Raw genomic sequence first — 14,109 nt, 5'->3', positions numbered from 1 at the left:
CCACTTCGAAGCCTTTGCCACCATCGCGAGCACCCTGATCTGCTACCGCCGCCTCACCAAATGAGACGCGCCCTAAGATGTTGCCTTGCGCGTTCACGGGGAGGCGACATGTCTGAAGACATCAATGCGGAAAGCCTGATCGCTCTGGCTGATCGCCTACGAGCCAAACCAGCCCAAAGCCATGAACGTCTCGAGCTGGTCACCAGCTGCGAGGGTTTGCCGTGGCTCGGCCGTGTCCCGGCTGCCACCGAGTCGTGCATCAAGATCCTCGCCCAGACTGACCCGAGGACCCGCTCAATGCCTTGCGAGCTCGGTATCTCCTCGATGGAGGTGCCCAGTGCCCTGACCACCTTCCGCCGTTGGTGGCCAAAGGCGGTCATCGCTATGGGCGATCCCGGGCAGCCTGATCCGCGGAAACCGTTGAAGCCCGGCATTGCGCAGTGGCGTTTCGACGGTGTCAACGCGTCGCCGGCGTTGAGCCCTCCGAGCACCGCTGGTTCTGCCGCTATCGCAGCTCACTTTGCTGGCCTGCCGTGGGCGCCGCCGCCGATGATGTATGACGCGGCCCGGCCGCTTGCAGACATTGAGGCAGAGGACCTGCTGGCTAGCATGGTTCATCCGCCGCAGATGCCGGCAGGCCGATGGGATCGCCTGCCAGGCTTGTGGGAGCGCTACATTCAGGCGTGGTGCTGCCTGGGCCTGCTGCATCATCGACCGGACCAACCGTGGCCGACATCGACCAGGCGACAAATGTTGATCGAGCTGGCCTACGGTGTCGAGGACTGGATTACCGAAGCCGCGCTCTATGCGCTAATCACAGCGGCTTGGGTGGACCCAGCATGCCGCTCAGACGTCGCCGGCTTGGTCGAGACCAGATACCTGATGTTGCGTGAAGCGGCCGAGACCAGACCACTCACAATTGGCGTTTCTGTGGCGCAGCTGGTTTACATAACCCCAGGCATGCCAAACGAAACCCTTAACCACGCAGTGGATTTGACCGCCGCATTCCAGGAGTGGCCAGGCAATGGAAGCGTCTCGCTTGGCGGACCACTCGCGCCACCGCCGCGGCAAAGGTCGCTGTTGGACAGGTTTCGTCGCCGTTGACAGAGCCAGGGCCGACCGCGCCCGAGCGCGTACAGTACCGCGGTGCTCGCGGCTGCTGCTGTTACCACGGCGGCGACTGGCACAGCGCCTTGACGCCGGTGTCGAGGCCGGCGACGGCGGCCAGGCTCGTCATGTCTTCCACCGGAGTGCCCAAACCGGTCTCATCACCACGCAGCAGAATGTCGGTGCCGCCGTCAACCAACACGATCGCATCGACCTTCAGGCGAGCGACGAGGTGACGGTAGGCCGCCCGCAGCGGCTGAACCCCGACCTTGGGAAAGGCGTACACCGTCGCTGGCAGGTCCCGAGCGGCGAGCCAGCGGGCCAGAGCTCTTTCGGGAAAGTAGTCATCCAGCCCTGCGGTCTCCGCAGTCACCGCGGCGACGTGCTCTGCCAGCCACACATCGCGGTCAAGCAACTCCAGCTCGGCGAAGGACAAGTTGGCCAGATGCACACTGACGTCGGCGTCCCACAGCGCGACCGCCAACGGCAGCCCCGCATACACGTCGAACCCACCGCCTGCCCCGGCGATCAGGACACTGCTCGCCTGGCGCAGCGCGGCGAACAACGGCGGCGTGGCCAGCGAATCCCCGCCGTCCCGCTGCCGGTCTTTCAACCCCGCACCATCCCTCATTCGCAAATGATCTCCAGACGGCACCGCCACAGCAAGCCGATGCCGCACCACCACAGCAACTCGAGGAGACGCTGTTGCCTTGGTGTTTGGTGGTTCTGTCGGTGTCCGGTGCGAGGAAGGGGTGCAATCGACCTTGGGAGCGCAACGGAGAGCTGGGACAGCGGGCGAGTAGCCACTCACGGCGCTGACCGTTGACCGCAGGGGCAACGAAACCCTGACCACTTCGGTGTTCTCTGGGAGGTCACGCCAGACCGCTCGACTGCATCACAGCAGGTCAGAACCCTCCGCTCTGTCCGAACTCGGTGAGCACTGCGAGAGCGGTGACCACTTCGCCAACCTGCACCCAACCTGCTCCCACTTGCAAGGCCAAGGCATCCAGCAGCTCCTTACCGCCTTGACCTGGGCACACTCCCCTACCAGGCGACATAGAGGGCGATCGACAGCTGCCTAAAACTGCGGAGCACTCCGGTGTGAAGCAGGACGCCGCACCGGGCTTTGACCTGCGGAGACGTAAGATCGCAGGTAGGAGGGGTGCCGTTGAGCGCTGTTCAGCGCCGCTGGGTGCAGTTGACGGCCGTTCAGTACATCCGGCTGCTCCCAAACTGCTCCCCCGATCCTGGCCTCGGGGCGGGCACCCCGAATCAGGCGCACCACTACTGTTCCCGCAGGTCGTTCGCTGCGCGGATCATGAACTGCGGTCGCAGCCCGATCCGTTGCTCTTCGGTCGCCGGAGAGTCACGGGCAGGAGAGTGTCAACGTCGGCCCGCGCGCTGATCGCCCAGCCCATCTGGCTGGTCATCGCCCTCGCCACCGCAGTAGCCCTGCGCGCCGCCGGTGCCCGCGCCCTGACCGTCGCCGCCATGTCCGTGAGCGGTCTGTTCGTCGCCCAACGGCTGCCTGCCGGGCCGCTGGCGGGCTCGTCGCCCTCGCCGCGGCTCTCGGCTCCGCATCATCGCCGACTGGACTCTGATCGGCGAGTCACCGCCCAGTTTCCGAGCTGGCGCCGCTGCCGCAGCGCCCCAAGCTGGACCGGTTGCTAGCCCGGTGGCGCTGGTGCCTCCCGGCAAAGCAATACTTCGTTACATCTGTATATTGCGCCGCCTGATTGAATCCGATTAACGTGGCAGCAGACCGATCACAAACGCTCAGCAGGCGGCCGAGGTTGGGCAGGAGCCCTCTCGCCATCACCCCGCCGCGTTCCGGGTGACTGTTCCGCTCCCGGTGGCGGTTGCCCGCGGCGGCGTCAGCGCGGCCGGGTGCGACGCCCGGCCCATCCTGCGACGTGGTGAAACAACGCCTGCCCAACGAGGAGGTCCGATGCCACACAGATTCCTGAGACTGCTCGCCGGGGCCGCGCTGGCGCTGGCGACCACCGGAGCCGCCGTTTTGCCGCACACCGCGGTGGCGGCGATGGACCGCGGCACGGCCCCGGTGACCGTACCGGCCGTGATCCCGGAGCCGACGTCGCTGACCGCCGTGCCCGGTCAGTCGTTCTCGCTGACGCCGTCCACCCGGGTCGTCGTGCACGGCCCGGACGACGCGCTGGCGGTGGGGGACTACCTGGCTGGTCTGCTGCGGCCGTCGACCGGCTACCCGCTTCCCGTCGCCGACCAGCGGGCCACCGCCGAGGCCGGCGCGATCGCCCTACACATCGATGACGACGCGGAGCTCGGCCGGGAGGGGTACCGGCTCGATGTCACACCCGGGCGTGTTCTTCTGCGGGCCGGCACGGCCGAGGGTCTGTTCCGCGGGGTGCAGACCCTGCGGCAGCTGCTGCCGGCCGGGATCGAGGCGGGCAGCGAGCAGCCGGGACCGTGGACCATCCCGGCGGTGCACGTGGTTGACCAGCCCCGCTTCGGCTGGCGGTCGGCGATGCTCGACCCGGCCCGGCACTTCCTGACGCCCGCCGAGGTCAAGCGCTACATCGACCTGCTGGCGCTGTACAAGATGAACACGCTGCACCTGCACCTGGCCGACGACCAGGGGTGGCGGATCCAGATCGACAGCTGGCCGCGGCTGGCCACCTACGGCGGCAGCACCGAGGTCGGCGGCGGGCCGGGCGGCTACTACACCAAGGACCAGTACCGCGACATCGTCGCGTACGCCGCGCAGCACTACATCACCGTCGTACCCGAGATCGACATGCCGGGCCACACCAACGCGGCCCTGGCGTCGTACGCCGAACTCAACTGCGACGGTGTGGCCCCGCCGCTGTACACCGGCACCAGCGTGGGGTTCAGTTCGCTCTGCATCGACAAGCCGATCACGTACGAGTTCGTCGACGATGTGATCGGTGAACTCGCCGCGATGACCCCGGGGCAGTACATCCACATCGGCGGCGACGAGGCGCACGTCACCCCGCACGACGACTACGTACGGTTCATCAACCAGGTCGAGGACATCGTCAACCGGCACGGCAAGAAGATGATCGGCTGGGAAGAGGTCAGCGGCGCCGACGTCGGATCGCCCTCGGCCGCGCAGTACTGGTGGACCGCGGCGGAGGCGCGGCAGGCCGCCGCGAAGGGCCTGGGGGTGGTGATGTCACCGGCGCAGAAGGTCTACCTGGACATGAAGTACGACGCGAGCACCCCGATCGGGCTGAGCTGGGCCGGCTACACCAGCGTGCGGGACGGCTACGAGTGGGACCCGGGCAGCTTCGCGACCGGCCTGGATCCCGCGCGAATCCTCGGCGTGGAGGCGCCGCTGTGGGGCGAGACGGTCGAGGACATCGACGACGTCGAGTTCCTGGCGTTCCCCCGGATCCCCGGTGTCGCCGAGCGCGGCTGGTCCGGCGCCCAGGGACGCTCGTGGGACGAGTACCGGCTGCGACTGGGCGCACACGGGCCCCGCTGGGACGCGATGTCGGTGAACTTCTACCGGTCTCCGGAAGTGGCCTGGGGTGTGCCCGCCCCGGTGACGGTCGCGACGGACGAGCAGGTCGTCTACGCCGAGGACGGCACGGCCACGGTCACGGTGACTGTCACCAACCGCAGCACCGCCATGCTCGCCGACGTCGTCGTCGACCTGGCCGTCGAAGGCGGCAGCGCCGTGGAGCCCGGCAGCGCCAAACTGCCGCGGCTGCCGGCGGGGGAGACCCGGCAGGTGTCGTACGCCGTGACTTTCGCGGATGCCGGGGCGGCTCGGGAAACCCGCTCGCGGGCCAGCGTCACCTGGCAGGCGCCGGACGGCAGCACCGGCGAGGTGCGGTACCAGGCACCATTGCGGTTGTCCTGCTCCCCCGACGCCACCACGCCGACGGCCGTCGTGTACGCCGACAGCGAGGAGACCGCGGCCGAGAACGGCGCGGCCACCAACGCCATCGACGCCGATGCGGACACCATCTGGCACACCCGCTACAGCGGCTCCCGGCCCGGCTACCCGCACGAGATCCAGGTCGACCTCGGCCGTACCGACGCCGTCTGCGCGGTCCGCTACCTGCCTCGGCAGAACGGCGTCAACGGCACGATCAGCCGGTTCGAGGTCTACCTCAGCACCGACGGCGCCACCTGGGGGAGCCCGGTGGCCAGCGGGACCTTCGCCCCGGGCAGCGGTGAGAAGTGGGTGCCGTTCGCCGAACGCGACGCCCGCTACGTTCGCCTGGTCGCGCTGAGCGAGATCAACGGCGGTCCATGGGCGGCGGCCGCCGAGATCGGAGCGGACATGCGCTAACGGCTTCGGAGCGGACGAACGAGGGGGCATGTCCACGGGGCATGCCCCCTCGGTTCCGTGGGGTCAAACGATCGCGGGGCGGCGGTGCGCGCTTCAGGCCAGGAGCACGGTGAGGCCGGCTGCCCGCAGATCCGCCACGACCTTCTCGTCAGCGGCGTCATCGGTGACCAGGGTGTCCACGGCGGACGCGTCGCAGATCTTGGCAAAGGAGTGGCGGCCGAGCTTCTCCGAGCCGGCCACGACGACCACCTGGCGGGCCCGGCTGACCATCAACGCGTCGATGCCCGCCTCGCTCTCGTCATGGCACGACGTCCCCTCAGTGGAGAACCCGTCGACGCCGAGGATGAGGACGTCCAGCCACAGGGACTGCATGACCATGCTGGTCAGCGGCCCGGTCAGCTCGTAGGACTGGGGCAGGGCGACCCCGCCGAGGATGACGGTGCGCAGGTACGGCCGCAGCACCATCTCGGTGGCGATGTTCAGTGCGTTGGTCACCACCGTCAGGGCCGGTCGGTGGGTGGCCTGCGTCAGGTCGGGTCGCGCCGCGATGTGCCGGGCGGTGGCCGATGTCGTGGTGCCCCCGTTCAATCCCACGACGCTGCCCGGTTCGATGAGCTCGGCGGCGGTGGCGGCGATGCGTTCCTTGGCGCTGTCGTCGCCGCGATACCGGTAACGGACCGGCAGGTCGTAGGCGACCGAGCTGGCCACGATTCCCCCGTGGGTACGGGTGACCAGGTGCTGCTCGGCCAGGGCCGTGAAGTCACGGCGGACGGTCGCCTCGGAGACCTGCAGGGCGGTGGCGGCTTCGACGACCGACAGCCGGCCGCCCCGCGCGGCCAGGATCTCCAGCAACGCCTGCAGCCGGCTCGCCCGGTCGGCCATCCCGCCCGGTGCGGCGGCGCCCGTGGTGGTCTCGGTGGATGTCACTTGACGGCTCCGGCCGTCAGACCTGCGACCAGGCGCTTCTCGACCGCCGCGAAGAGGATGACCACGGGAATGATGCTAACGATGGAGACGCCGAACACGTAGTGCCAGGCCGAGTCGTACTGGCCGACGAACTTCGTGATCGCCACCGACAGCGGCTGGTTCTCCGCCGTGGTGAGGATGACCAGGCTCGCCGCGAACTCGTTCCAGCAGGCGACGAAGGTGAAGATGATGGCGGTGACGATGCCGGGCCACACCAGCGGCAGCGTCACGCGGCGCAGCGTCTGCAGCTTGCCGGCGCCGTCCATCATCGCCGCCTCGTCGATCTCCTTCGGTATGCCGGAGAAGAAGCTGTGCATGATCCATACGGCGAAGCTCAGGTTGAAGGCGGCGTTGACGAGGATCATCGCCAGCCAGGTGTCGTCGATGCCGATCGCCAGGAACTGACGGAAAAGTCCCGGCGCGAGCACGGTCGGCTGGAGCATCTGGGTGGCGAGCACGAGCAGCAGGAACACCCCACGGCCGGGAAACCGGTGCTTGGCCGTGTAGTAGGCGGCGGGCAGGGCGACCGCGAGCACCAGCAGGGTCCCGCAGACGGAGATGATCAGGGTGGAGACGAGGTTGTACGGCAGCGGCGTCTCCGGGGTGGACCACATGGTGCCGTAGTTGCTCGGGATCCACTCCGTCGGCAGGTAGGTGGGCGGGATGCGCAGGATCTCCGCGTGCCGCTTGAAGGATCCGATGAGCATCACCAGGTACGGCGCCAGGAACACCAGCGCCACCACCGCACCGGCGCCCGTCTTCAGCCAGCGCCGGCCGCCCCGGGGGCGCGTGCCCCGGCGCCCCTTGGCCGCGCCCGGGCTGACCTGCCGGCCGGTCGTCTCGCGGGTCGTCGTCACCACGGCTACTCGTCTCTCATCGGCCGCAGCGCCGCCAGGTAGATGCCGATCACCGCGAGGACGACCAGGAAGTTGACCACGCTGAGCGCACTCGCGAGGTCGACCTGACGGTCCTGCTGGATGTACTTGAAGATCAGCGTCGTCGTGGTGTCCGCGTCGTACCCGGGGATGCTGCCGGTCATCGTGCGCAGGATGGGCAGGGAATTGAAGACGTTGATGATGTTGATGAGGACCGCGACGGCGATCGCGGGCCGCAGGATCGGCAGGACGATGCTGCGGTAGATGCGGCCGGACCCGGCGCCGTCCATCCGCGCCGCCTCGACCACGTCGTCGGGCACCATCTGCAGCCCGGCGAGGATGGTGTAGGTGGTGAACGGAAGCGACACGAACACGGCCACCACCATCGACACCACGAACGCGGGCACCGGTCGGCGGGTGAAGCCGAACCCGGCGTCGAGGACGCCGAGGTCGACCAAGAACTGGTTGACGATGCCGTAGAACGGGTCGAGCGCGTAGTAGAAGACGGTCGAGGTCATCACGACGCTGGCCGCCCACGGCACGATCACCGCCAGCCGGACCAGGCGCCGGCCGGGGAAGGCCTGGTTCAGGAACTGCGCCAGGGCCAGGGAGATCAGCAGCGTCACCAGGACCACGCCGACGACCCAGATCACCGTGTTGCCGAACACCCGGCCCAGTGCGGGCAGGTTCAGCAGTGCGGTGTAGTTGTCCAGCCCCGCCGGGCCGCGGTCGATTCCGGCCTGAGAAACGTCCCGGGAGGACGTCCACACCATGTAGGCGGCGGGGAACAGGACGATGGTGAGGATCAGGCTCAGCGCGGGCAGCAGCCAGGGCAGGGCCGTCGCCAACTCCCGGTGCGCCGGTCGCGCGGACCTGCGGGTCGGCGCCGGCACCTGCCTGGTCTGCTCGCTCATCGTGTCCTCGCGGAGATGGGTACGGGCGCCGTCAGGCGTCGGCCTTGGCCTGGATGTCCGCCAGCACGGTCTTGGGGTCCTTGCCCTGCCCGATCTGGCCGATCTGGCTCTGGATCGCGCCCTGGGTTGCCGCCCAGCGGGGGTTGGTGCTCGGGTAGAACTTCGCACCCGGCAGGACCTGCAGGAAACTGGCGATCTCCTTCTTGTCCTTCAGCGCCTCCGCCCCGGACTTGGTGGTGGGTAGGAAGCCCTCCGTGTCGACGAACTTCTTGTAGACCTCGGCGCTGAAGAAGTAGTCCAGGAAGGCCTTGATCGCCTCCTGCTTGCTGCCGTCGTTCTTGAACGCCATGAGGTGGTCGGCCACCCCGAGGGTCATCGACTGTCCGTCACGGGTGGGGATCGGCGCGGTCCCGTACTTGAGGTTGGGGTTCTTCTGCGCGATCTGCCCGACCGTGGGGGGCAGCCCGACCGCCATGGCGATCTTGCCCTGGATGAACACGTCCAGCATGGGCGTGCGGTCGCTGGCGCCGGGGTCGGGCTGGGTCAGCCCGGCGTCGATCATCCGCTTCATGAACTGCACCGCTTCGAGGTTGCGGGGGTTGTCAGCGGTGATCATGTCGCCCTCGTTCCACGAGCCGCCGTTGCCGAAGATCCAGATCGAGGTCTCCGCCTGGGCTTCCTCGCTGCCCAGCGGCATGCCGTAGCCGTAGACGCCGGCGTTGAGGTTCTTGATCTTCTTCGCCGCGTCCTCCAGCTCCTGCCAGGTCGCCGGAGGGTTGGCCACCCCGGCCTTGGTCAGCAGGTCCTGGTTGTAGAAGAGGGTACGGGCCGAGGCGATCATCGGCAGGCCGTACATCGTGCCGTCGATCGAGGCGTTCTTGGCGAAGGAATCCTGGAAGTCGCTCAGGGTGCCAGGGGAGACGACCTCGGCGGCGGGGTAGAGCAGGTCGTCGGAGGCGAAGCCGGAGAACGCGTCGATGTTGAGGATGTCCGGTGCCGCGTTCGCCTGCACCTTGGTACGGATGACGTCGTTGATGTTGTCCCAGGACTGGATCTCGAGGTTGACGGTGATATCCGGGTTCTTTGCCTTGAAGTCGGCGATGATGCCCTCCCAGAGGGCCTTGGTGCCGTTGCTGTAGCTGGGTACGAGCAGCGACAGGGTCTTGCTGTCGCCGCTCGCCTCGTCGTTGCCGCCGAAACCGCAGGCGGTCAAGGTCAAGGCGGCGAGCGCGAATGCCGCCGACAGGCGCAGGAACCGTTTCACTTCAGCCTCCACCGTGGATGGAACATCAACAGCCCTGATCGAATCTGTAAGGGTTGCTGCTCATTCCTGACTGGTTAGCCCGTGAACCTTTCATGATCGTGCTGCTTCTGGGATTCTGCGACGCTCGCCAATACGCGTCAAGACCAACTGCTCACGATTCGGTCACGGCCGATGCCCCGCCGAGGCCGACCCTTGTGGATCCGGCATGCTCGCCCGCCACGACTCGGCAGAAGTGGGTCACGGTCTCGGCCATTGCCTCCCGCGCCGGCGCCAGATACCGGCGCGGGTCGACCGTCTCCGGCTGCGCGGCCAGGGTGCCGCGCACCCGTGCGGTGAAGGCCACGTTCAGCGCCGTACCGATGTTCACCTTGACGATGCCGCCGACGACGGCCTGGCGCAGTTCCTCGTCGGGAACCCCGGACGAGCCGTGCAGCACCAGCGGCACCGCGACCTCGGCCCGCAGCCGCCCGATCAGGGAATGGTCCAGTACGGCGCTGCGGGTGGTCATGGCGTGCGTGGAGCCGACCGCGACGGCGAGGGCGTCCACACCGGTCTCTTTCACGTACGACACCGCCTCTGCCGGGTCGGTACGGGAACCGGGGGCGTGCGGGTCCACCGGCGGTTCGCCGTCCTTCCCGCCGACCGTGCCCAACTCGGCCTCCACCCACAGTCCCCGGGCGTGGGCGAACTCGGCCGCCGCCCGGGTGGACGCGACGTTCTCCCGGTACGGCAACCGAGACGCATCGACCATGACCGAGCCGAAGCCGTGCTCCGGTGCCTGGCGCCACAGGTCGGGGGAGACGACGTGGTCGAGGTGCAGCGCCACGTCCACGGTGGCCGTCGCCGCGACGGCCCGGGTCGCGGCGGCGATCGGCGCGAGCCGACGGTCGTGGAACCGTACCGCGTTCTCGCTGACCTGCAGGATGACCGGTCGCCCCGCCGCCTCCGCACCGGCGACGATCGCCTCGGCGTGCTCCAGGGCTATCACGTTGAACGCGCAGACCGGACCCGCGGCGACGATCTGTCCGGTCGGTACCAGCGGCATCAGAACTCCTTGATGGTCACAGCCCGGCGCAGCCGCCGGTAGTCGGACAGGGCCACGCTTCCCGCCACCGGCGCCCGGACCGCCGCCGCGGACAGCGCCACCGCGTCGGCGAGCCGCTCCGGCCAGGGCTGGTCGTGGATCATGCCGTGGGCCAGCGCGGCGACACAGGCGTCCCCCGCCCCGGTCGGGTTGCCGGCCACCGGATCCGGCAGAAACGCCTGCCAGGCGCCCCGTTCGGTGACCGCGATCAGTCCGTCCGGGCCGAACGAGGCCACGACGGTGCGCGCGGCGAGAGCGCGTACCGCGTCGGCGGCCTCGGCCGGCCGGGGCAGCGGGCGCCCGACGAGGCCGGCGAGTTCCTCGGCGTTCGGCTTGACGAGGTCCGGGCCAGCGCCCAGGCCGTGGCGCAACGGGTTACCGCTGCTGTCGAGCACCGTCCGCGCGCCGGCGTCGCGGGCCATCTCGATCAGCCCGCGGTACGCGTCGACCGGCACGCCCGGCGGCAGGGAGCCGGAGAGGACCACCACCTCCGCGCCGCGTACCAGGTCGGTGAAGCGGCTGAGGAAGGCGACCCACTCGCCCGGGGTGACCGTCGGCCCGGGTTCCCACAACCCGGTCGCCGCGTCCGGCTCGGCCACGACCACTGTGCGCCGGGCCTCGGCCGCGATCGGCACGAACTCCTCCCGTACCCCCTCGCCGGCGAGCAGGGATCGGATCCGCGCGCCACAGGCACCGCCCGCCAGCCCGGTGGCGACGACGGGGTCACCGAGGGTGTGCAGAACGCGGGCGACGTTGACGCCCTTGCCGCCCGCCCGCTCGGCCACCTCGGCGACCCGGTGCGTGGTGCCGGGCAGGAGAGCGGGGACGCGGTACGTCACGTCCAGCGCGGCGTTCAGCGTGACGGTGAGGATCATCCGTGATTCCTGCCGCGGGTCACGCCAGGACCACCGAGCGGGTCAGGTGGCGTGGCGCGTCGGGGTTGAGCCCCCGGTGCAGGGCCAGGGCGACGGCCAGCCGCTGCGCGAGGATCAGATCGGCCATCGGGTCGCGTACGGAGTGGACGAAGGCGGCGCCGGTGCGGGTCACGTCGTCGGGCAGCCCGGCTGGCACCGCTCCGAACGCCCACACCGCCCGATCGGGGCCGGCGATGGCGATCGGGCCGTGCCGGTAGTCCATCGCCGGGAACGCCTCGGCCCAGAAGGTGGCGGCTTCGCGGCACTTGAGCCCCGCCTCATGGGCGAGCCCGACCGTCCAGTCCCGGCCGAGGAACGTCACCTGTTCCAGGGTCGCGGGATCCAGCGGCAGCGGTGCGGCCAGGGCCTCCGCCGCGTCGCCGACCGCCCGGTCGAGGTTCTCGCCGAGGTGCGCGCGCAGTACCGCCAGCGCGGTCGTGGCGAACCGGGTCTGCACTACCGACTTCTCGTCGGCGAACGGCAGGCAGACCGGGTCTTCCACCAGGGTCACCGCCGGAGACTGGGGGTCGCCGAAGATGCCGGTGCTCCGGGTGCTGCCCTGGATGCCGCGCAGGAGGTCCAGCACCTCGGTGGTGGTGCCGGAGCGGCTGATCACCAGCACCCGGTCGTAGCGGCGCTCCCTCGGGAACTCCGACGCCGCGAACGCGTCCGTCTCGCCGTGGCCGGCTCGTTCGCGCAGTCCTGCGTAAGCCATCGCCATGAACCACGACGTGCCGCAACCGACGACGGCGACCCGCTCGCCGTGGCGCGGCAGCTGTTCGGCGAGCGAGCCCGCCAGCGCGATGCCTCGTTGCCAGCACTCCGGTTGGCTGGCGATTTCCTCTTCGACGTGTGTCATGACGCTCCGACCTGCTGCCCACGAGGGATCCCGGCCGCACGAAACCGCGCGGTTTGACGGGGAGTCGAGCGTAAATCGGCGGTCGCCCGTTCAGCAATCCGTCCCGTGAGATCCCACGAAGTCAGGTCCGACAGGCAAGGCCACCCCTTGCCATCGATGAATCTTTGATTGACACTGCTCATCAGCCAACGCAAGTAGGCAAGTTCGATCAGACTCAGTCATACAGGGAGTGATCACTGTGGCCCCACCCCCTCAGTTCAATCCGTCCCGTCGTGACCTGCTCCGCTCCGGGGTCGTGCTGGGCGCCGCCGCCGGCGTCACCGGCGCCCTCAGCGCCCCCGCCGCCGCCGACCCCACCGGCACCGAACCTGCGCGCGGCACCGACGAGAAGAGCATGACCAACGTTCCGTTCGAGGGCTTCGACCGCGTCCGCGTCGGGCTCATCGGCGTCGGCAACCGCGGCGGCGGCCAGGACCTGCGGTTCGCCGCGGTTGCCACCGTCACCGCCGTCTGCGACATCCGCGCCGACCGGGTCGACCGCACCATCAGCCGGGTCATGCAGCAGGGCTTCCAGGACACCCCGCCGGTCGGCTACTCCGCGGGCGAGGAGGACTACCTCAACCTGCTCCGGCGCGACGACATCGACCTCGTCTACATCGCCACCCCGTGGGAGTGGCACCACCCGATGGCCAAGGCGGCCATGGAGCACGGCAAGCACGTCGCCGTGGAACTGCCGATCGCGCCATACCTCGATCAGATCTGGGACCTGGTCCGCACCTCGGAACGGACCAGGAAGCACTGCATCCTGCTGGAGAACGTCAACTACTTCCGGCCCGAGATGGCGATGTTCAACATGGCCCAGCAGGGGCTCTTCGGCGACCTGCAGCACGCCTCCGGCGGGTACGTCCACGACCTGCGCTGGCCGTACACGTTTGGCGGGGCCTACTACCCCGAGCACTGGCGGCGCCGCTGGCAGACCCGGATGAACGCCTCGCACTACCCGACCCACGGCCTCGGGCCGGTGTCGGCCACCCTCGGCATCAACCGGGGGGACCGGTTCGAGGAGCTGATCTCCGTGGCGTCCCTGCCCAAGGCGCTGGCCCTCTTCCGCTCGGAGGACCCGCGGGTCGGCCCCGACCACTCGTCATGGGATGACGCCCCCTACATCTCCGGCGACCGGCACACCTGCTTCGTCACCACGACCAGCGGCCGGTTCATCCGGGTCGAGCACGACGTGAACTCCCCGCACCCGTACAGCCGCGAGACGACGCTCACCGGCACCCGAGGGACGATCGAGGTCGACAACAGCCGGGTGTACCTCGAGTCGCTCGGCCACACCAACCACGCATGGCGGACCGGCAACGACTACAACACCATCCTGCGGCAGCACGACCACTGGTTGTGGCCGACGCTGGAGGGCCTGGCCAGCCGGTATGGCGGCCACGGCGGCGGGGACTTCATCTCCATCTGGCGTCTCATCCAGACGATGCGGCTCGGCATGACCCCCGACATCGACGTCTACGACTCGGCGGCGTGGTGCTCGGTGATCCCGCTCAGCCACGAGTCGTTGAAGACCGGCCAGATGCACCCGGTCAAGGTGCCCGACTTCACCCGCGGGCACTGGAAGGACGCGCGGCCCACGTTCGACCGGCCGAAGCCCGAGGACCCGTGGCTGGACAAGAACTGATCCTGCCATCCGGTGCCGCGCCGGCCAATCCTCCGGCCGGCGCGGCACCCTGACTCTGGTCAACCACCAACGAATCGCCCATCATGATCGCGTGCGCCATGAGCGCACCCCGGATCCCATGATCGTTGGCGGCTGGGCG

11 protein-coding genes are annotated in these 14,109 nt (G+C 69.0%); 3 read left to right on the top strand and 8 right to left on the bottom strand.

Translation table 11 applies throughout. The annotated features are described in order from the left end of the window. Positions 1 to 108: 108 nt before the first annotated feature. On the top strand, positions 109 to 1,104 hold the full coding sequence (locus ACVCAH_RS33655) for a hypothetical protein (protein ID WP_447140278.1): 996 nt from the start codon (positions 109 to 111) through the stop codon (positions 1,102 to 1,104). Positions 1,105 to 1,165: 61 nt separating this feature from the next. Here ACVCAH_RS33655 and ACVCAH_RS33650 read toward each other — a convergent pair whose 3' ends face one another. Further along, positions 1,166 to 1,738: a DUF1152 domain-containing protein gene (locus ACVCAH_RS33650; protein WP_447140277.1), complete on the bottom strand. Its 573-nt coding sequence runs from the start codon at positions 1,736 to 1,738 to the stop codon at positions 1,166 to 1,168. 1,317 nt (positions 1,739 to 3,055) lie between these two features. On the opposite strand from ACVCAH_RS33650, the gene ACVCAH_RS33645 reads away from it, so the two are divergent. Continuing rightward, entirely contained in the window at positions 3,056 to 5,407 is a 2,352-nt protein-coding gene (locus tag ACVCAH_RS33645) for a family 20 glycosylhydrolase (protein WP_447140276.1), read from the top strand. Positions 5,408 to 5,500: 93 nt separating this feature from the next. Here ACVCAH_RS33645 and ACVCAH_RS33640 read toward each other — a convergent pair whose 3' ends face one another. The 7 genes from ACVCAH_RS33640 to ACVCAH_RS33610 all read right to left on the bottom strand — a co-directional run bounded on the left by ACVCAH_RS33640 (position 5,501) and on the right by ACVCAH_RS33610 (position 12,283). Beyond that, complete coding sequence (locus ACVCAH_RS33640; RefSeq protein ID WP_447140279.1) at positions 5,501 to 6,289, bottom strand: DeoR/GlpR family DNA-binding transcription regulator; 789 nt, start codon at positions 6,287 to 6,289, stop codon at positions 5,501 to 5,503. A 41-nt stretch (positions 6,290 to 6,330) separates the two neighbouring features. Further along, on the bottom strand, positions 6,331 to 7,230 hold the full coding sequence (locus ACVCAH_RS33635; RefSeq protein WP_447140275.1) for a carbohydrate ABC transporter permease: 900 nt from the start codon (positions 7,228 to 7,230) through the stop codon (positions 6,331 to 6,333). 5 nt (positions 7,231 to 7,235) lie between these two features. Next, complete coding sequence (locus ACVCAH_RS33630) at positions 7,236 to 8,162, bottom strand: carbohydrate ABC transporter permease (protein ID WP_447140274.1); 927 nt, start codon at positions 8,160 to 8,162, stop codon at positions 7,236 to 7,238. A gap of 31 nt (positions 8,163 to 8,193) precedes the next feature. Beyond that, positions 8,194 to 9,426, bottom strand: coding sequence for an extracellular solute-binding protein (locus ACVCAH_RS33625; RefSeq protein ID WP_447140273.1), 1,233 nt, complete (start codon positions 9,424 to 9,426; stop codon positions 8,194 to 8,196). Between the two features lie 151 nt (positions 9,427 to 9,577). Next, positions 9,578 to 10,471 (bottom strand): class II fructose-bisphosphate aldolase, encoded by an 894-nt coding sequence (locus tag ACVCAH_RS33620; RefSeq protein ID WP_447140272.1) that lies wholly within the window; start codon positions 10,469 to 10,471, stop codon positions 9,578 to 9,580. Next, a complete protein-coding gene (locus ACVCAH_RS33615) occupies positions 10,471 to 11,385 on the bottom strand; it encodes a 1-phosphofructokinase family hexose kinase (protein WP_447140271.1) in 915 nt (304 codons plus the stop codon). The genes ACVCAH_RS33620 and ACVCAH_RS33615 overlap by 1 nt, the downstream gene beginning before the upstream one ends. Positions 11,386 to 11,404: 19 nt before the next feature. Further along, entirely contained in the window at positions 11,405 to 12,283 is an 879-nt protein-coding gene (locus tag ACVCAH_RS33610) for an SIS domain-containing protein (protein WP_447140270.1), read from the bottom strand. Between the two features lie 238 nt (positions 12,284 to 12,521). On the opposite strand from ACVCAH_RS33610, the gene ACVCAH_RS33605 reads away from it, so the two are divergent. Beyond that, complete coding sequence (locus ACVCAH_RS33605) at positions 12,522 to 13,970, top strand: Gfo/Idh/MocA family oxidoreductase (RefSeq protein ID WP_447140269.1); 1,449 nt, start codon at positions 12,522 to 12,524, stop codon at positions 13,968 to 13,970. Positions 13,971 to 14,109: the final 139 nt, after the last annotated feature.

This window comes from Micromonospora sp. LZ34 (assembly GCF_052981855.1).
The sequence above is the reverse complement of the archived record's forward strand: the minus strand, read 5'-3'. Positions and strand labels throughout refer to the sequence as shown.